The 18,237-nt window shown below is 55.6% G+C and carries 17 protein-coding genes; 6 read left to right on the top strand and 11 right to left on the bottom strand.

Annotated elements, in window-relative coordinates:
- Nucleotides 1–30: 30 nt before the first annotated feature.
- Nucleotides 31–2,130: a hypothetical protein gene (locus tag VNX88_04160; GenBank protein ID HWY67833.1), complete on the bottom strand. Its 2,100-nt coding sequence runs from the start codon at nt 2,128–2,130 to the stop codon at nt 31–33.
- 135 nt (nt 2,131–2,265) lie between these two features.
- Between VNX88_04160 and VNX88_04155 the strand changes: the two genes are divergently transcribed.
- Both VNX88_04155 and VNX88_04150 read left to right on the top strand, forming a co-directional pair.
- Entirely contained in the window at nt 2,266–2,895 is a 630-nt protein-coding gene (locus tag VNX88_04155) for a nitroreductase family protein (protein HWY67832.1), read from the top strand.
- Between the two features lie 146 nt (nt 2,896–3,041).
- Nucleotides 3,042–3,548 (top strand): hypothetical protein, encoded by a 507-nt coding sequence (locus VNX88_04150; GenBank protein ID HWY67831.1) that lies wholly within the window; start codon nt 3,042–3,044, stop codon nt 3,546–3,548.
- 64 nt (nt 3,549–3,612) lie between these two features.
- Here the strand turns inward: VNX88_04150 and VNX88_04145 are convergent, their stop codons facing one another.
- Nucleotides 3,613–4,989 (bottom strand): peptidase MA family metallohydrolase, encoded by a 1,377-nt coding sequence (locus tag VNX88_04145; protein HWY67830.1) that lies wholly within the window; start codon nt 4,987–4,989, stop codon nt 3,613–3,615.
- A gap of 129 nt (nt 4,990–5,118) precedes the next feature.
- On the opposite strand from VNX88_04145, the gene VNX88_04140 reads away from it, so the two are divergent.
- Nucleotides 5,119–7,524: a M1 family aminopeptidase gene (locus VNX88_04140; protein ID HWY67829.1), complete on the top strand. Its 2,406-nt coding sequence runs from the start codon at nt 5,119–5,121 to the stop codon at nt 7,522–7,524.
- 126 nt (nt 7,525–7,650) lie between these two features.
- Here VNX88_04140 and VNX88_04135 read toward each other — a convergent pair whose 3' ends face one another.
- Entirely contained in the window at nt 7,651–7,803 is a 153-nt protein-coding gene (locus VNX88_04135) for a hypothetical protein (GenBank protein ID HWY67828.1), read from the bottom strand.
- A gap of 503 nt (nt 7,804–8,306) precedes the next feature.
- Nucleotides 8,307–10,418 carry a molybdopterin-dependent oxidoreductase gene (locus VNX88_04130; GenBank protein HWY67827.1) on the bottom strand — a complete coding sequence of 704 codons (2,112 nt, stop codon included), beginning with the start codon at nt 10,416–10,418 and terminating at the stop codon, nt 8,307–8,309.
- A 217-nt stretch (nt 10,419–10,635) separates the two neighbouring features.
- Here VNX88_04130 and VNX88_04125 point away from each other — a divergent pair, with 217 nt between their 5' ends.
- From VNX88_04125 to VNX88_04115, 3 genes are all read left to right on the top strand, one after another.
- Entirely contained in the window at nt 10,636–11,448 is an 813-nt protein-coding gene (locus tag VNX88_04125; protein ID HWY67826.1) for a hypothetical protein, read from the top strand.
- Between the two features lie 112 nt (nt 11,449–11,560).
- The gene (locus VNX88_04120) at nt 11,561–12,019 is read left to right on the top strand and encodes a MarR family transcriptional regulator (GenBank protein HWY67825.1); all 459 of its coding nucleotides are present in this window, start codon (nt 11,561–11,563) and stop codon (nt 12,017–12,019) included.
- Nucleotides 12,016–12,507 carry an SRPBCC family protein gene (locus VNX88_04115; protein ID HWY67824.1) on the top strand — a complete coding sequence of 164 codons (492 nt, stop codon included), beginning with the start codon at nt 12,016–12,018 and terminating at the stop codon, nt 12,505–12,507. Before VNX88_04120 ends, VNX88_04115 begins: the two co-directional genes overlap by 4 nt.
- A gap of 48 nt (nt 12,508–12,555) precedes the next feature.
- Here the strand turns inward: VNX88_04115 and VNX88_04110 are convergent, their stop codons facing one another.
- The 7 genes from VNX88_04110 to VNX88_04080 form a co-directional block, all read right to left on the bottom strand.
- On the bottom strand, nt 12,556–12,786 hold the full coding sequence (locus VNX88_04110; GenBank protein ID HWY67823.1) for a hypothetical protein: 231 nt from the start codon (nt 12,784–12,786) through the stop codon (nt 12,556–12,558).
- Nucleotides 12,783–13,202 carry a phage holin family protein gene (locus tag VNX88_04105; protein HWY67822.1) on the bottom strand — a complete coding sequence of 140 codons (420 nt, stop codon included), beginning with the start codon at nt 13,200–13,202 and terminating at the stop codon, nt 12,783–12,785. Before VNX88_04105 ends, VNX88_04110 begins: the two co-directional genes overlap by 4 nt.
- Nucleotides 13,186–13,893, bottom strand: coding sequence for a hypothetical protein (locus VNX88_04100; protein HWY67821.1), 708 nt, complete (start codon nt 13,891–13,893; stop codon nt 13,186–13,188). Before VNX88_04100 ends, VNX88_04105 begins: the two co-directional genes overlap by 17 nt.
- Nucleotides 13,894–14,021: 128 nt before the next feature.
- Nucleotides 14,022–14,381, bottom strand: a complete 360-nt coding sequence (locus VNX88_04095) for a PilZ domain-containing protein (GenBank protein ID HWY67820.1) — start codon at nt 14,379–14,381, stop codon at nt 14,022–14,024.
- A gap of 97 nt (nt 14,382–14,478) precedes the next feature.
- Nucleotides 14,479–14,847: a transcriptional regulator gene (locus tag VNX88_04090; protein ID HWY67819.1), complete on the bottom strand. Its 369-nt coding sequence runs from the start codon at nt 14,845–14,847 to the stop codon at nt 14,479–14,481.
- Nucleotides 14,848–14,867: 20 nt separating this feature from the next.
- Complete coding sequence (locus tag VNX88_04085; protein HWY67818.1) at nt 14,868–15,506, bottom strand: hypothetical protein; 639 nt, start codon at nt 15,504–15,506, stop codon at nt 14,868–14,870.
- Between the two features lie 106 nt (nt 15,507–15,612).
- Nucleotides 15,613–18,204 (bottom strand): amylo-alpha-1,6-glucosidase, encoded by a 2,592-nt coding sequence (locus tag VNX88_04080; protein HWY67817.1) that lies wholly within the window; start codon nt 18,202–18,204, stop codon nt 15,613–15,615.
- Nucleotides 18,205–18,237: the final 33 nt, after the last annotated feature.

The following is an 18,237-nucleotide window of genomic DNA, read 5'->3' as shown; positions in this document are numbered from 1 at the left end:
ACAAGTTTCCTATGACTAGGCAGAGAGTCTCTACCGCTGCTTCGGTGCAGGCTGTTTCGGCTCAGACTTCAGCGCACTCTTCAAGCCCTCGTCGTACATGGCCCCGTACGTCAGATACTGCTCCACCGCATCGCGTGGGTAGCCAATTTCAACCAGTACCGTTGCCGTATTTCCCGCAGCGGTAAGCATGGGATTCACTCCGGCGTAGTAAGTCGGCAAATTTAGTTTTTTGAACCGAGCCACTACCTGATCGCGAAGGGCCGGATCGAAACGCGTGCCGTACTTATCGACGAGTGCTTTGATTCCCTCGTAGTCGCCTTCGGCCTTGATGCGCATGATCTCCGCCAATAGCATGCCCACGCCCTTGCGCATGAGTTGGTAGTCCTTCACCCTGATGTAGGTTTTCCCATTGCGATCAAACTGCTCGATCGATCCCGGAACTTTGTCTTGTATGTAGCGCGCAATGAGCTGGCGATCGCGCTGATGGTCTTCTTCGATGGTGTCGCCTTTCGGAATGCGGCGAAGTTGTGTGAGTGGGGCCAGGGCGGCTCCGTCGTACATCGCCTTTGCGACTTCGGTTTGATTGCTAATCAGACCGAGTTCTTTCAGTTTCGGATCAAACGCGTTCCACAGCGCCATCAGGTCTGCGCGCCCTTCTTCGAGCGTGGAGAAATATTCCTTGAGATAAGCCTCGGAACCGCTCTTCAAACGGTCACTCAGCTTGCCTGAGCCGTGGCCGATCACTTCGTGCATCGCCGTGAATAAGTCTTCGGCTTCATCTCCATACTTCTTTCCACGCGCAATCACTTCCGCATCCGCGCCGAATTCCTCCAGCGAAGTGGTTCCCGCGGCGTCGTTCAGCGCGCGGCTGCTTCCCGTAAAGAGGAAATTCTTTGTGCCGTATTTCTCGTGGATTTCATTCTCGTTCGGTAGATTGTCGCCAACCGTGTTCACCTGGAAGTCGCCTGTTTCAATCAGCGTCTCAACGGCTTTCACAACAGGCGGTTTGAACGCAGTCTTCTTGTATTTGTCGTCCCAAGGCGCTTTCTGCTCGAAGTATTCGGCGTTCTGCGCCAGTTTGATCATGGCATCGGTTACCTTTTTGTCAGTGACGGTCACGAACGCCTGCGAACTGCCCTTCGCTCCGCGTGCATCTCGATAGACTTCGATGAAGCCGTTTGCGAAGTCGACAGTTGCGTTGTTCTGTACCCAATCGCTTCCGAACTTTAGCCAGTCGGCAGGATCACCGGTTTGGTAGTAACGAATAAGATCGGCGATGACCTTTGCCTGTGTCGGATCAGCAACTGCCTTGGCCTTTTCGAGATACTCATTCGCGCGCTTCAGATACGTTGCATATAAGCCTGGAGGCACGCTGCCGTCAGGAGTTCCTGCGCGGTACACCAGCTCTTGTAGCTGCCCATCGCTGCCGCGCACGACCCGTGAGTTCAACGGATGCGATTCCTTGAAGTCTTTCAGATCGTTTAACGAGAGGCCGGGATAGAACGTGTTCGAACTCGCCTGAACGATGTCCTTGCCGCCGGACGGGCTCTTGGCCGTATTCATGGGCTCGAAGTTTGGATCAAAGATTGCTACCTTGAGATCATCTAGCTCTTTGTTTAGCGCATCCTCTGAGGAAAGCGGCTCCAAGTCGGCGTAGGCGGTTTTGAATGCTCCGTTCTTTTGCGCGGTTAGTGCGGCTTGTTTAAGTTCATCAAAAGAGAAATCCGGAAGAAACTTCTGCGCTGTGTTTTCGTTATGATTGCCGCGGTTCGCCCAGAAGAGCTTGGCGTAGCTCGTGATCTTCTTCATCGCTTCCGGACTGATGCCTTGCGGACGCGCAACGATCTCTTCCAGCAACCGCTTCTCACGCACGCCATACGCCGAGAGCTGGTCATAGATGATGGGATCGATGGCGATTGCCGCCTGCGAGAGCCAATACCCAAGCGCTTGCTGGTTGGGGTTGAGTGAGCGAAAGCTCTCAGCCTTGATCTGAATAAACCCGGTATCGCTAATCCTGTCGACTAGTGTGGACTCGGGAGCAGTAGACTTCTTTTGGGGAGCACCCTTCTGAGCAATCGCGGTCAGCCCGCAAGAAAAAATACAGATAATAATGAGAACCTTGGGATTCACAGAGCCTCCTTAGGACGGCACGCAAACCTTTTATGGTAAACGAAGCTCAGAACCAGACGTGAATTGCTGCATCCTTCATGTCTCTGGCAGCATTCTTCCTGTCTAGCTGTCAAAACAGCTGGGAGAGCACACCGAATGAAAGATGCCTTGGCGGTTATTCGAGAGCGGACGTCGATCAATCTTTTCGATTCAAGCAAGCAGACCAGCGAAGCTGAGATTCGCGATATCGTAGCCGATGCGATCCAGGCGCCGTCGTCTTTCAACATCCAACACTGGCGTTTTGTCGCGGTCACAGATCCTGAGAAGAAGAAGCAGTTGCAGGCTGCGGCCCACAATCAGGCGAAGGTGGGACAGGCATCGGCCACAATCATCGTACTCGGCGACCTGCGCGGATACGAGAAGGTGAACAAGATCCTTGCTCCGCTCGTGAAAGCCGGCGCCATATCTCAAGAAGCGGCGAGCAGCACCGCACAACGCGCCGCTGCTCCTTATGTGAATAACCCCCAATTCCAGCGTGACGAGGCGATTCGATCGGGTGCATTGGCTGGTATGACGCTGATGATCGCGGCACAAGCCCGCGGCTACGCCACCGGACCAATGATTGGCTTTGATCCTGAGCAGGTGAAAAAGACATTCGGCATTTCTGACCGCTATGTTCCCGTGATGCTTATAACTCTGGGCCACGCAGCTCCAGGCAATGCGCCACGCAGGCCGCGTCTGAGCGTGGACGAGGTGTTGGCGTTCAATCAGGGACGAGAGTTCTGAGGAATTTGTGATTTCGTGATTGTGCGATTTCGCGATTTTGAAATCACCAAATCACGAAATCGCTAAATCACAAAATTGCTAAGAACCGGCCGAGGGCGGCCGGAACCACGTAAGCGGGAGTCACGCTCGAATACAATGCTTGGATCATGAGCGCGGCCAATCCTGTCCCATCAGCCCAATCCGATCCAGCTCGCCAGCTCCTTCGTCATACTCTCGCGACGTTGGCGTATCGCGGAAGCAAAGCGCTGCGAGGCGCGCCGGATGGGTTCTCTTCGTTCACGTGCGGTGGGGGATGCCGCTCCGCAGGCCAGATCCTCGCGCACATCGGAGATTTGCTGGATTGGGGATTGTCCACGGTTAGCGGCAAAGAGAAGTGGAACGCCTCCAACGTCCAACACTGGCACGAGGATGTGAAGCGGTTTCACGCTGCGTTAGCCGCATTAGACGCCTATCTTGCATCGGACGAGCCGCTGCACGCTCCGATTGGAAAGCTGTTTCAAGGCCCGGTTGCCGACGCCCTTACTCATGTCGGTCAGATCGCGGTCCTGCGTCGCCTGGCTGGTTCGCCTGTGAAGGGTGAGAACTACTTCGTAGCGGATATTAGTGCTGGTCGCGTCGGAGCTGATCAGGCCGCGCCTCGGCGCGAATTCTAGTTGGGTCGGTCAGTTATTCGAGCCGTGCTTACAGCTCCTTGGGTGTGTCCCACTGGAAGGAACTTCACCGCAAATGCCGCGCGAACTCTTCTTCCAATTGCGAATAATCGTCGTGAATCGCCAACTTCAGGGACTCTTCCGGACTCTGGCCTTCGCTCAAATAGCGCATGATGTCAGCAATTCGGTTCATGCCGTAGGAGTCGCGAATGTATTCGACGTATGCCAGCGACTCGATATAAGCGATGGCCGCCTGCTTTGAGTCCAACCCGATAAAACTTCCTTCCATCGACTGCAAAGAAGTCTGCTTCCCGTTCTGGAACAAGCTGATCAGCGGCGTGCGATATTTTGCGGCAGACTGGGGTTCGAGCAATTGCGCTAACCCTTCATTCAGCCACACGGGACATCTTCCGTTCGTCGCCTGACGGATAAATGAATGAGCAAGCTCGTGTTTCAGGACGCGAGAGAGATCGGGCGTGACCGAGGTGAGACCCTCGATGGGAATTCGCAGCTTGCCGTCGTTAAGGGCCGCTGTCCAATTTGGGGCCAACGTTACGTCGAAGTAGGTTTGATTTGTGTAGAGCACCACCACGATGGGATCCCGGGGAAGCAGTCCCATGCTGGAGACGAGATCATCGAAGTGCCGTTCCAGTACCAGAAGGATCTGTTCGCGTAACTTCGGCGCAACCTTTTCGCCCTCGTAGCGCATGTTGAAGTGTGTGCTTGCGTCGCTGCGAAAGTCTGCCTCTGCCTTTGCTTGCCGTGAGACTGCCTTCAGGTACGCGTCCACTTCGGGATCCTTGGGGTCGAGTTCCTTGGCTTTCCTGAACTCCTCGAGTGCGGCTTGAATCTTGTCGTTCTTGTAATACGCGAGGGCCAGAATCTTGTGAGCAAACGCGGAGCTAGGGTTCTTGCGTACACCGTCTTCGGCATAGCCTTGCGCCAGCGAGGCTCGATCCTGCTTCAGCAGCAACCACGCGTATGTGGCTTCAATGTCTCCGCTGTCTGGCTCCAGGCTGAGGGCACGTTCCATGTGGGAGAGCGCATCGTCGGTTTTGCCGTGTTGTTGCTCTTGTATCCCGAGAAGAACGAGAGCAGAAGCAAGAGACGACTTGTTACCGCTCGCCTCGATTCGGGCCAGCTGTTCTGGGGTTATTTTTCCGTCTGGAGCAATGTCACCGAGGCTGCCGGGATTGAGCTTCGGAGCTGCGATATTCGCCCCAATGTTTCCTTCCGCAGACGAATTGGAAGTACTCAGGCCGCTATCGATGCGATCTACCGAGGATTTAGGAATAGCGTAACTGTCTTCCCCGATGTCATACTCCACACGTTCGCCATTTTCCCGGACACTGTCGGCGTGAATGGTCCCCCCATTCTTCAGGTGAATGGTGTCGGCCGATGCGCAGGAGAGCAGGCACAGGCAGATGGCGAATCGCAGACGCACAGGGCAGCATTCTAGCAACGGACCTTCGTGAGCTGTCAGGGCGTTCTTGCCGAGGGACTGACGTTGGTAACCAGAAACCCCATAATTCGAAGGACATGGGATCGCGTCCTGTGCGTTGGGCTGGTTGCAATGTTCGGCTTTCTGGGACTTTCAGCCACAATGTGCGCTCAGGAGTCGACTCCAGGGCCGTCTGCAACGCTCTATCGCAGTCTGCGGGATTGCGGGCTGGATCCTACAAAGGTCTATCGCGTACGTGATGTGATCTTCGACCGTGAGGATTTACACTTCGCGCTCAACGACGGATGGCTCATCGTTGGCGAACAAGTCGCAGGGCATGTCACTGGTGCTTTCTTTGTCGGCGACGCAGAGGTTCTCTTGATTCCGCCCGATCTGGGCGAACGCGCCTCGTTGGCGCTCTTCCTCAACACTGCAGTCCTGGAAGAGAAGTTTACGTCCGCCTATTTTCGCTTCCTTGACGATCACTTTCTTGAAGAACTCGAACCTGCTCTGCGTAAGGGAGAAAATCCCGAGATCCTGGACAAGGCAAATTCCGCCGCCAAAGAGCTGGCAAAGACAGACGCCTTGCGCTTGCTTCTGGGTTACCTGAATGCGCCCGGGAACGCTGGGAGTACCGCCAGGTTCATGCATACGCGGGTAGTTGGAGCGAATCACGGAACTTTCGATGTTTTCTACGACGAAGCCGCTCCGGAACAGATCGGTGTCGGCCAAGTCGGACATGCGCCAGGCGGGTTCGCTTTCTATAACGTGTGGACATCCTTCGCTTCACAGTCACACCGTAAAGAAGAACCTTCAGCTACTGCGGGACTATCGCTTCTGCCAAAATCCTTTCGCATAAAGGCGAATGTTCACCCCCCGGAAACGATTGACGGCGATGCTGAATTGGAACTCGAAGTTTTGCAGCAAGGTACGCGAGCCGTGCTCTTCGAATTGTCTCGATTGCTCAAGGTTTCGTCCGTCACCATGGATGGCAGGTCGCTGGAGTTTCTTCAGAATGAGGCGGTAGAAGGATCGCGGATTGCCCGCGACGGGAACGACTATGTCGCGGTGATTCTGCCCCAGGCGATGGCCAGAGGCGACAAGGTGAAGCTGCACTTCGTGTATTCGGGAACCGTGCTCGCAGATGCGGGAAACGGCCTGCTCTATGTCGGATCACGCGGAAATTGGTATCCCAATTTGGGATTGAACATGGCCATGTTCGATCTCGAGTTTCGTTATCCACCGGAGTGGACGTTGGTTGCGACCGGAAAGAGAACTTCGTTTCAGACAGCGGATGGGATGCAGGTTTCACGGTGGGTATCGGAGCGAGCCATGCCGGTGGCCGGTTTTAACCTGGGACATTACCAGCAATCAGAAGTGACCGCCGGTAACGTAAAAGTCGCCAGCTTTGCTGCTGCTGGCGTGGAAAGCAGCTTTCCGGCAGCGACGCAGACGGTCGTAGAGCCGGTTATTGTCCCCCGCCGGTCGGTGCAGCAAGAAACCGTCCGGATACCGCTCCCCACACCAAGACCGGCAGGCGAAGCCGCCGCCACGAGTGCGGCAGCGACAATTGACTACCTGAGTCCTCGAATTGGACCTTATCCGTTTAGCGCGCTTTCGTTAACGCAGCTTCCGGGAAATGTGAGCCAAGGCTGGCCAAGCCTGGTATTCCTCTCGAGCTATGCATTCGTACCGCGGAGCGAGCGAGGTGCCGCGAGATCTGAGTTCGATCGCGTCTTGTTTGATCGGCTTATGGTGCCGCACGAGACCGCTCATCAGTGGTGGGGCGACTCAGTGTATTGGACCACTTATCACGATCGCTGGATCTCTGAGGCGCTCGCGAACTACTCAGCCATGCTCAGCTTCGAGGCTGACTATCCCAAGGATTTCAGGACGGTACTGGACTACTATCGAGCCCGTCTGGCGGAGAAAGGTCCGGAAGGTAAATTCAATCGCGAAGCTGGACCGGTGACGCTCGGAAACAGATTGAACTCATCCATCTTTCCCGGAGGCTTCGATCTCATCGCCTACGGCCGTGGAACATGGCTAATGCACATGCTGCGGGAGTTGCTGCGAGACGGGACACGTGCATCGGGCGGAAATGCCGATGATCTGTTTTTTTCGGTCTTGCACACCCTGCAACAGGACTATTCTTGCAAGCAAATGAGCACTCGCGATATGCAGCGCGCATTCGAGCGCGCTCTGCCAAAGTCGCTCTATCACGAAGGAAAACCTTCTCTCGCCTGGTTCTTCAATGGCTGGGTGAACGGAACGGCCATGCCGAAATATCAACTTTCTGGTGTGCACTTCGAGCGGAAGGGAACCGCTCTGCGCGCGTCCGGAAAGCTGCTACAGCAAGACGCTCCCGGAGATCTTGTAACCGCCGTGCCGATCTATGCAGAAGCGGCTAAAGGCGATTTGCGATTTGTGAGCCGCGTTTTCGCCGACGGCGAAGACACGGCTATCACGCTTACTGTACCGGCTGGAACACGAAGGCTCGTCGTGGATCCGCACGGGACGATTTTGACTTCGCCGTAAAGATTCGACCTTCAACCTGTGGCACAGCCGAGGCGGCCGTGCCACCAAAATCTCTGGGCGCTCTCTAGGCACACTAACGGCTTCAGCTGTCCAATCTGGGAATCATCGACGGAACTGGAAGGTGTTCTAGAGTTCGGCGGCGCGGGCTTGGTCTTCGATGGCCATGTCTTTGAATTCACTGGAATCGAAGACTTCTCCACATTCCTGGCACTCTACAAATTCCGCGTCCTCCTCACGCGCAACCACACGCACGCGAGGATGCTTGCAGACTTGTTCCATACTGATTCTCTGGGGTGGAAATTTAGCGGGATGGGTAGTACTCATAGTCCGGGATGATTTCTGGTCCGGTTCGGCTGATTTTAGCCTCAGTAGACGCCATGTCAAGCGTCTATTTGCGGTCAGCACATTGCGATGATGTGGCGGGAAAAGCAGTTGCAAGTATTTAAGTCGTCAGTTTTCAGTGAATTGACTTCAGAGCCTGGTTAGTTTTCGCCAAATCGTCGCGGAGACGACAGTCAGGGTTACGCGCTGCGCACATGACCCTTGTTTTCAAGGCGCGGCAGCCCAACCAAGTACTGAAGAGGGAAATTAGCAGGGGTGCTTTCGAATTCAAACCGGAAGTTATTGAATTCTGCCCGAATATTGAAAATTTCCTCTTAAACCAGGGATTTAACAGGCAATTCTGTGGATATCTTTCTAAGTCGCTATCAACACAAGACTTAGGGCTGTTTAGCTTGAGATTCAACAAATGAACAGGGAAGTATCAGGGAACGTCTTGTTAGCTACTTATATCGATCCTCGACCCTCTCGACTTCTACCAGACACGAGTAAAACGTCGGTCCGCCTCCCAGATCGGTAAGCCGTTCGGAAGTCAGGGCATTGATGCCGATGCCATCGGGCATCAGCTTCGACCAATTAAGGCGGGTGGCAACTACTCCGGACTGCACCGTGCCATCCACGAGAGCGCTTAAACGCACTTCGCCCCGATTGTTGAATACTCGGACCTGGTCGCCCGTAACGATGCCGCGTGCATCGGCATCTGGCCGACTCATTTCGAGCTTGTTGATCTTTGGCTCCAGCGGACCAAGCGAGGAGATGTTGCAAAAAGTTGAGTTCAGGAAATTGTCAGCCTTGCGCGAAAGCAGCTCCAACGGATATTTGTTGGCCTGTTTGGAATGACGCGATTCCACCGGAGCTTCAAACTTGGCCACCGGGTCCAAGCCTAGCTTCGCTAACTCCTGGTTCAGGATTCTGGCCTTTCCGTCGGCAGTCGGGAATCCACCATTGGCAAAGGGTAGGAATTCATCAGTTCCAAAGTTAAGGCGAATGTGCCCTTCTTGTTCGAGCCGAGCGCGAGTGATTCCCTTCAACCATGGGTCTGGGGAATCCAAAGCGCCATCGATCATCTGGTCGACTGACTCCCGGAAGCAAGGCTCGGTGAAGCCCATGCGCTGCGCGAGTTCGGCAAACATCTCTACGTTGGACTTGGATTCGCCCATAGGCGCAATCGCCTGCTCTGACATCTGCAGGTAATAGTGACCGTACGCCTGCTGCAGGTCTTTCTGCTCAAAGAAAGTTGTAGCCGGCAGAACGATGTCCGCGTAGTCGGTCGAGTCGGTAAAGAACTGGTCGTGCACGACTGTGAACAGATCAGGCCGGAGAAAACCTCGCACTACATCGTTGTGGTTCGGAGCAATCGCTGCGGGATTGGAGTTGTAAACGAACACTGCTTTGACCGGCGGATCGTCCAGGGCAGTAAGAGCGCGTCCCAATTCGGACATATTCACAACGCGAGCCGGTCTTGCGAGCGGGCTGCTGTTCATCAAGTCGGGCCGTTCGAGATATTCCTTGTTCAGCTTGAACGCGCCGCTGCAGGAGAGCTGAATGCCGCCGCCGGCGTGCTTCCACGCGCCGATGATGCACGGCAGCATCGTAATCGTACGGACGTTGGTTCCGCCGTTCTGGCTGCGCTGTACACCATAATTCACGCGAATGACTGCGGGACTGGTGGTTGCGTATTCTCGCGCAAGCCTTACTACATCTTCAGCAGAAATGCCTGTCCATCCAGCAACTCGGTGCGGGGAATATTCCCGCACGCGCTCCGTGAGTTCGTCGAAACCGTTGACGTGCTTGCTTACGTAATCCGCATCGTAGAGGCGCTCGGCGATGATCACGTGCATCATCCCCAGCGCTAACGCCGCATCGGTGCCGGGATTGATCGGGAGATACCAGTCCGCGCACTGCGCCGTCCGCGTTTTATATGGATCAATCACGACCAGCTTCGCGCCATTGCGGCGCGCTTCTTCGATGAACGGCCATAGGTGCACATTGGTGCCGTGAATGTTTGCGCCCCAGGCAATGATGTACTTCGCTCGCGGAAACAGTTCCGTATCGGTCCCCAGCTTGCGTCCGAGAACGGAGACCAGGGCTTCTCCGCCGGCGGTCGCGCAGATCGTGCGGTCGAGTTGGGACGCGCCGAGCCGGTGAAAGAAGCGGCGATCCATAGATGCGTAGCTGAGGACCGCAGTCGTGCCCGCATAGGAATACGGAAGAATCGCCTCGGGTCCAAACTCCTCGCTGATCTGCCGGAAGCGGCGTGCGATTTCATCGTAGGCTTCATTCCAGGAGATTTGTTTGAAAATGCGCGCAACGTCAGCGGCGCTGCGCACGCCTTGTCCTTTTGCCGCAACGCGTCGCATAGGACGCAGCACGCGGTCAGGGGAATACACCCGATCCAGATATTTCGCTACTTTCGCGCAAAGAAAGCCGCGCGTGACGGGATGATTCGCATCGCCTCGTAAGCGCGTAGCGCGGCCGAGATCATCCACAGTGATGAGCACGCCGCAGGAGTCTGGACAATCGTGCGAGCACGCGGCATGAACTACTTTTGGCATGACGTGAACTCATTATAGAACCGCCCTGCTGAGGCCTTCGCTTCGTGCATGCCATTCGGGTTTTGGGGAGAGCAAACCAGCACTTTCCGCAACTTTTACTGACGTGCGGCATCCATTAGTCATAAGAATTACGAGCGTAACTACGAAGTTGCGGCTTCATTACTTCAGTTACTTTTGCGGTAGGTTGGTTATGGAGGACTCTGTAACAGCTCCTTAAATGCGTCCCTTGCGCCTCATTTCGTCTGTTGTAATGTTTGCGTGCGCGCTCAGCCTTGGCTTATTCGCTCAGGATGAAACGATTCCAAAGTCATCGTTTGCTGCTGGAGACGTTCCGAACTTTGGCGTTACCGGTGTGGCTCCTCGCCTCTCTCAGGAATTAGCTCTGGTCGCCTATGAGAGAGGATTGCGAAAGCAATCGAGCGAGCTGGCCGGCTACACCGCAACCACCGTAATCGATGCCGAATTGCCGGACTCCGCCCAAAAAGCTGAATTCGAAGTGAAACAGCACTACGCCGCCCCCTCGGTGCTCGAATTCACTCCGCTGAACTCGACTGGCGATAAGTTTGTGAAGAGCAACGTCATTGTTCGCCTGTTGCAATCTGAAGTGGACCACGTGCGCAAGCAAGAGCAATCGCAAACCGCAATCGATTCCGATAATTACAAGTTCAATTACAAGGGAACATCAGACTTGAACGGAATTCCCGTGCATGTTTATGAGGTGAAACCTCGCCAGAAACGCGTGGGCCTCTTCAAGGGCAGGATTTACCTCGAAGACACTACCGGCCATCTGCTGCGAGCGCAGGGGACCATTACAAAAACGCCATCCTTTTTTGTCAAGAGGATCAAGTTTACGCAGGACTATACGACCGTCGCCGGATTCACTTTGCCAACTCACACTCATTCTGAGGCAGATACGCGGCTAGTCGGCAAGGCCGTAGTTGACATAGTTCACCGTGACTACCAGCCGCAAATTTCCAGCGCGGACGATTCCCAGCCAGTCTCCATTGCCAGCGCCGACGGCGCGTACTGATCTCCCGTCACTCTTTCCTCCGTTTCTCCTGAAGCCTGCCCTCTAATCGCCAAACAGGTTCTTTGACGAATCAAAGTATCTCGCTCATGATCCTGCTATGTTCAGCAGCGGAATGCAGCGCGTGCTTCAGAGCTATCCCAAAATCTATCTGGCGTGCCACACTCGCCATGTGCGCGACGACGAAACAGGCAAGTCGTTGAGCCCGCGTCTTGGCAGCATCCTTGATCACCTCGATACGCAGCCGCCGCTCACGCTCTCTTCACTTGCAAAACACCTCGATGTCACCCAATCCACGATATCGCTCCAAATAGACAAGCTGCAGCGAGCCGGCTACGTTCTACGACTCCGTGATACTCAGGACCGCCGGCGCGTGTCCGTGGTGCTCACGCCGCGAGGCAAGCGAATCAAGGAGCAGAATTCAGTGCTTGATCGCGATTTGGTCAGAGAAATGATTTCGCTGTTGCGTCCGGGCGATGTAGAAGCCGCTTTGAGCGGGCTTGATCTGCTGGCGGAAGCTGCGGACAAGCTCATGAACAGGCGAAGGCTTCGCGGGCGGAGAAAAGCAAGATGAAAATCCTATTCATTGTTCTTGGCGTTATCATTTTCGCCATTGCGGCTGTCGTGGTTGTAGGAGCGCTTCTCCCGAAGAGCCACACGGCTTCGCGCACCGCGATCATCAAAGCTACTCCTGAGCAAGTATTCGCTCTGATTTCAGGCCCGCAGGATTGGCGCACCGACCTGAAGGAATACAAATTCTTCGACGAAAGCGGCCGTCACATGCAGCGGGACACCGACAAGCACGGTCAAACGATCACGTACGAGATCGTACAGTCGCAGCCACCTACGCTGCGCAAGACTACGATTGCGGACAAGAACCTTCCGTTCGGAGGAAGCTGGACGTGGAATATCCAGCCCGAGAGCGACGGCTGTGCCGTAACGATTACCGAAGATGGTGAAGTCTACAATCCAGTGTTTCGTTTCGTCTCGCGCTTCATCATGGGTCACACGCGGACGATCGATAACTATCTGGCAATGCTAGAAAACGCCGCAAAGAAATAGGAAGTAGAGGCGCAGCACGCTGCGTCTCCCCGCAAAGCTTGCGCTAGCTTAGTCTCGAGTGAAGATTCTGGCCACGCCGTAGCCGAACGCGAGCGCCACAACAGCGACCGCTCCCGCGACAGGCGCGAAATTCATACGGACAATTCGCTTCACGTCAGTGCGTTCGCGCACTTCAGCCCGAACGACTGACCGAAGTTCCTGAACGTCATTGTGAAGCGCGCGCCGCTGCTCGGCTGCGCGCTGCTCGAGGATCTCGGTTGGAAGAACTGGCTGCGTCATACCTGTGACCTCGCTTCATTCTGAATCCAAATCTGGTCCTGCTTGAGCACGCGCAGAGTTCGCGTCGGCGCGATGCCGGTGTGCGCCAACTCACGCTTGCCCAGGTAGAAGAGTCCAAATGCCGCGATGATGTAGAAGGCTGTCACGATGAGAGCGCCGTAACACCACGCGTAGGAGCTTGGCTGGAATACGGCTGCGAGAAATGCGACGATCGCGAACGTCAAGACGAGCACGGCAATTCCGCCGAGAAGTCCCGCGATTACCAGCATCGGAATCGCGACCTTCCATACTTTCATCTTGTCATTCATTTCCTGGGTGAGGATCTGGAGCCGCGTGGAGATGAAGTCGCGAGCATCGTTCTTCAGTTCGCTTACGACTTGGCCAATTGATTTATTGTTTTCAGTCACGACGTGCATTGTGAGCCCTCACAATCCGCAGTGAAATACCTGCTAGCAATGCCGCGCCCGCGATGCAGCCCAAGACTTCTAGGGGATGCTCCTGAATCATGCGTTCGCCGCGCATGCGCATCTGTTCGGCATGGAGCCGTGCCTTCATCCGCAATTCCCGCGAACGTTCTTCGACTTCTTCCTTGAATTGGTCGACACGCGCAGCGGCCTTTTTGCTTAACTGATCGACCTCATCGAGTGCAGCTCGTCCGCGCTCTTCGAATCGGTCCATGAGATCGCTAGCTTTCTCCTGAGCTTTCGTTGCCAGGTTTCGGGCCCGCTGTTCAGCCGCCTCGGCCAGTGAAGACGCTGAACCGGAAATGCGATCTGCCGCGGAACTGCCCACTTCTTGCGCATGATCGCGAACAACGTGAAGGCGCTGCCAGGCTGAATCCTGAACACTGCGCGCCTGTGAAACTGCTCTTCCCATTGCTCCGCCCACCTGCTCGGCCGCCCGATTCAGGCGAGAGTTTCCGTGCTCTGGTAGTTGTCGGTCCGGGCTGGCGATGTCTAAGCCCATATCGATTTCAGAAAATGTTGCGCGTCTCCGAATGGGATCTTGGCGCAGCGCCTGATAGGCCATCACGTTCCCACGACTCTCTTCCAGCTCCTCGCCTACTGACGAATAGAGAAAATCGTCCTTTTGTAAAGGATCTGCCATTTCACCCTCCTGCGGGTCTTTTGCGACTCCTCAGAACTAGTGACTTGGATGTGAGACTGGAGCGGCGTGTTTGCAACGGATTGAAGTTCTTAACGAGCTTGCAGTGGAGCTGCTGCCGGAGCGAAGAACTAGACAGGATCCAGCTTCTCGCAGTGCTCGACGAGTGAGAGCCGGTCTTTCAATCCAAGGTTCAGGAATTCGAGTCCAAAATGAACTCCTTCCACGTAACGAACCATCCCTTTAACCACTACAGGAGTGGCATCTGGACGCAGGCGATACTCGACCTCAATCTCGGTTTCTTTGGGAAGCGGTATCTCGCAGACTAATGAAAGCCCGCCTTCTGCAATCTCATATCCACGGCAAAGCACGGTTTGCTTACCCCAGTTCAAGCGAACATCAAACTCAAATGGCCACCGCGCAAAAGCGCGCCGGTTCCGCTTCCGGCGCTCCAGGGCGGGCGTGGTTTTGGTTTTGCGCCGATCACTCATGTGAGTAGCTGGAGACCGGACAAATGATAATTGAGAGTGCGAGACTTGGGCAGTGATGCAAGACTCGACTCGGTGTCGTTCGGGAAGGAGCAGGAAATCAGTTACCGCGAGTCTGGTGGATGATCTGCTCCATCTGGTCGAGATACCGCTCCAGAGCCTTGCGCCCCGCAGAGGTGATCCGATACTCAGTACGCGGAACCCGTCCTTCGAAGCTCTTGGTGCAAATCACGTAATGCGCGTCCTCAAGCTTGCGAGCATGGACGCTCAGATTGCCATCCGTAGCCTCGAGCAGGCGCTTCAGCTCCGAAAATGTAAGTGCGTCACGCACAGCAAGGGCGCTGATGATGCCCAGGCGCATGCGCTCGTGAATGACAGGATCGAGCTCCGAGGCAGACGCTTCCTTGTGAACGGCAATTGCGCGCGCAGAAGAGCGGACATTCTCGTGAATAGTAGATTTGGACTTCAACTTCGCTTGACGCAACCTCACTAACCTCCGTGTCTCCGAGCGATTAGCAACCCGAAGAACACATGCAAGCCGCCGAAACCAGCGGCCATAATTCCATTGGCCCAGCTTGCCGGCAGAGCCAGCGCAATGGTTCCAAAGACGGCGAAGCAGATTCCCATTACCGGGACCACGCGAACCGAAAATGCTCCGCCCGTAATCACCGCGACCCCGTATAGCATCAGCCACATGCCTGGAAGAATCGCGTACAAGTGCTGCTCCATCATGATCAAAGTCAGCACGCCGCCCGCAGCAAGCGGCGGTACCAGGCTGAGCGCACACTTACGCGCGGGTATGGATGTGGCAAGCTTCGCCAGACTTCCCGTCTTCTTGACCATTCCAACCAGGGAGATGATTGCGGCGAGCAGTGCCTCTCCGAGCCACAACAGAACCCAGGTCACACGCGAATCCAGACTGCTGGCCACCAACGCAGCAGCAACTGCAGTCAGGCCAAGGATGACTGTTCCCCAGCCCGGAACCGCTGTAAACGATGTCGCACTCTCCATCGTGTGCCGGATGAACTGGAGCTGGTCGAGCGCGTCGCTGGATTGAGGCGCTGGCTCTTCAACCCCGGGGTTCGTCGGAACGTACCTGCGCCTGCGCGGATTGCGGCATTGCTGCATGGTAAGGAGAATGCTTCAGCGAGGATGATCGTGTCAAGTACTTTGCAGCTAAAAGGTAGCCTGTCCTTCGACGCCAGGCTCTGAGATTCTTGACAGACGTTCACTTCTAGAAGTGAATGGTTATCTCGCGCTCGATGTATTGCCCAGGCCGATCGGCAGCGCTGAAGGTGATCTCTATGGTTTGCACTCCATTCGCGAGTCGTTTCAACTCTCCACCATCAACAAAAGCAATGTTTGCGCCATAACTATGCAATGCATATCGTTTGCCGGCGATTCCTGCGACGCGCACCTTTAAGTCGCGATTATTCGCGCTCCATTGTTCTCGCGATATCTTGAGATTTTCGCTCGCGGAACCAAGCGACGGAAGATATTCATCAGCCTGTAACCCAAAATCGTCGTCCACGCGAACGACTACTTCTCCGCTTGACCAAGGAAGCGAAATCACAGCGTGCTGGTCATTCCGATTTGGTTCAACGGTGTACTTAGCCGGTTTGCCGTTCCATGTGACGCCGCGGACGCGAGCGTGCTTGCTGAACGATGGAGAGAACCGCAGGTTGCAATCGCCTGTCTTGCCCGTTTTCACCTGAAGATGGACGCCGTCGTCGCGGCGTGAGTAAAGGATCTCCGCCTGTCCGCCGCAGAACGCAATACTGTGCAGAGCGAGGTGATCCCAGGCCGCTGGAAGGTGTGGAGCTAGATCAATCGTTTTCTTGGTCTCATGCACGGCTAGCCCAAGCATTCCCCGAACGATGGGGCTGATCACCATCGCCGAAGACCAGATCTGGTGTGGCGACGACGTACCGAGTCCTTCGTAATAGCTGCCGGAGAGGACTTCTGTTACACGCCCGAGAGGTCCATCGAGTGCCAGCGACGAATTCGCGTAGAGGTTTGCATATGCCTCCAGAGGCCGGTGGTTGCGATACTCGGCGACTGCGGCCCACCCAGTAAAGAGCGGCCAGACCGATCCGAAGTGGTAGCCGGTCGGACCATAGAGCGGATGCTGCTCTGAGATGATGCGCATGCCCCAGTCGGCGGCGTGATCCCAATTCGCAATGTGATCGATAGTGGCGTTCGCCTTCTGAGCCTCGAAGACGTCGAACCACATCGGCGCAGTGCTGAGCACGGTGGGGGTGCGCACCTGTTTGTTCTCGCGGTCCACGGCGAAGACCAAGGTGCGATCGTTTGCGTCCCAGAACGCGTCGTTGATCTTTGTTCGCAGCGCGCCGAAATCTTTCGAAACGGCATCGCCATCCTGCCGCTTTCCGGCCGCAGTTGCCAACGAGACTAGCGACTGCAGCGCCGCGGCCACGAGACCGCTCTGGTAAGACTCAGTCTCAACCGGAAGCAGCGGACCACCTTCGATCCAGCCATGTCCGATACCAAAGTTCCGTGGAAGGCCGTTCTGGTTGTAGGTCGACTTTATGAATTGATAGGCACGCCAGACGTTGTCCCAGTGCTCCGTGGCAAATCCGACATCGCTCGACGAGGTGACGTAATCGTTCATCGCAATGATGAACAGTGGAGTTGCGTCGGCTGAGGCGAAACCGTATGGAAATCCTTTCCACCAATCCACCAGGCTGGTGGTCTGCGATATCTCGTGCTCGACTTTTCCATCCGCGCGCTGATACTTGGCGATGAACTCGAGTGCAGTGCGAGTGGTGGCGAAATCGCCGATCGAATCGAGGGCGAGATCGGTCCAGAGTGAATCGCGGCCGAAAAACCATGCGTATCCTGGGCGGGCCGTCTCTCCCGAGCTTCGATAGCCAGCGACCAGCCCCGTTCCCAAAAACGGATTAGCCACCAATCCCTGAATCATACTGATGCGCGACCAGTCATATGCGGCTTGAAGCTTCGGATCGGGCAGCTCGACCGAGAGCGTCTTGGCCAAGTAGTCGTCGTAGTATTTGCGCGCTGCGGAAAAGAGCTCACCCGGATTGGCCGAGAGTCGATCGTAACTCTTGCGCGCTTCGCCCGGTCCGGTAGTGCTCCCGGCGATGAATATGTACCGCACTGCTGTGCCCTTCGGGATCGTGTCGAGGCGAAAACTACTGCGAGTGCTGGCGTAGCTATTGGAAGAGAATTCCGGGTTTGCCGAAACGGCTGACGGGGATCCCACAACTGCGGAGAATTTCCGGCCTTCTTCCCCCAGCGTGAAGGCGTGCAGCTCAGGATTCCAACTCATGTAAGTTCCGCCTAACCCCGCGGGCCACATCAGTTGAAAATCGCGCGTGAACGATGCCTCGATCGCAACCGGCTGCCAGGTGCTGATTTCGAAGCGAATGATCGCTCCGCTCTCATCCGGCGGTAAGAGCCAGGTTTCGTTGACGCTGAACGAATCTGAGGAGAGAGTGAGCGTTGGTCCTTCCGGACGCATCACTAGGTTGCGAACGAGTGCAGAGGCGGGGATGCGCCGGTCATCAAGCACGAACGTGACTTCGAAGTCGCGAAAGAGCTTTAGTGGATAGACCCAAGCCTCGAAGCGTCCAGCTTCGTTGCCAAAGAGGCCCGCGCGCTTGCCGACGGCGTCCAGGAACTCCCATGGGCGCGCGGGACGCGAGAGTTCGTGCGTGCCGATCTGAACTGAATCACGACTTTGAGCCCAGACCGGGAGAACCAAAAAGCAACACACGACACGGATCGCACGAATGAGACGGATTACACGGATGTTTGAGGGTCTATGCGGTTGTCTTTCAATCATTAAGGATTTATCCGTGTAATCCGTCTAATCCGT

This window comes from Terriglobales bacterium, from assembly GCA_035567895.1.
Lineage (GTDB): Bacteria > Acidobacteriota > Terriglobia > Terriglobales > Acidobacteriaceae > Gp1-AA112.
This window is presented reverse-complemented; position numbering and strand designations above follow the sequence as displayed.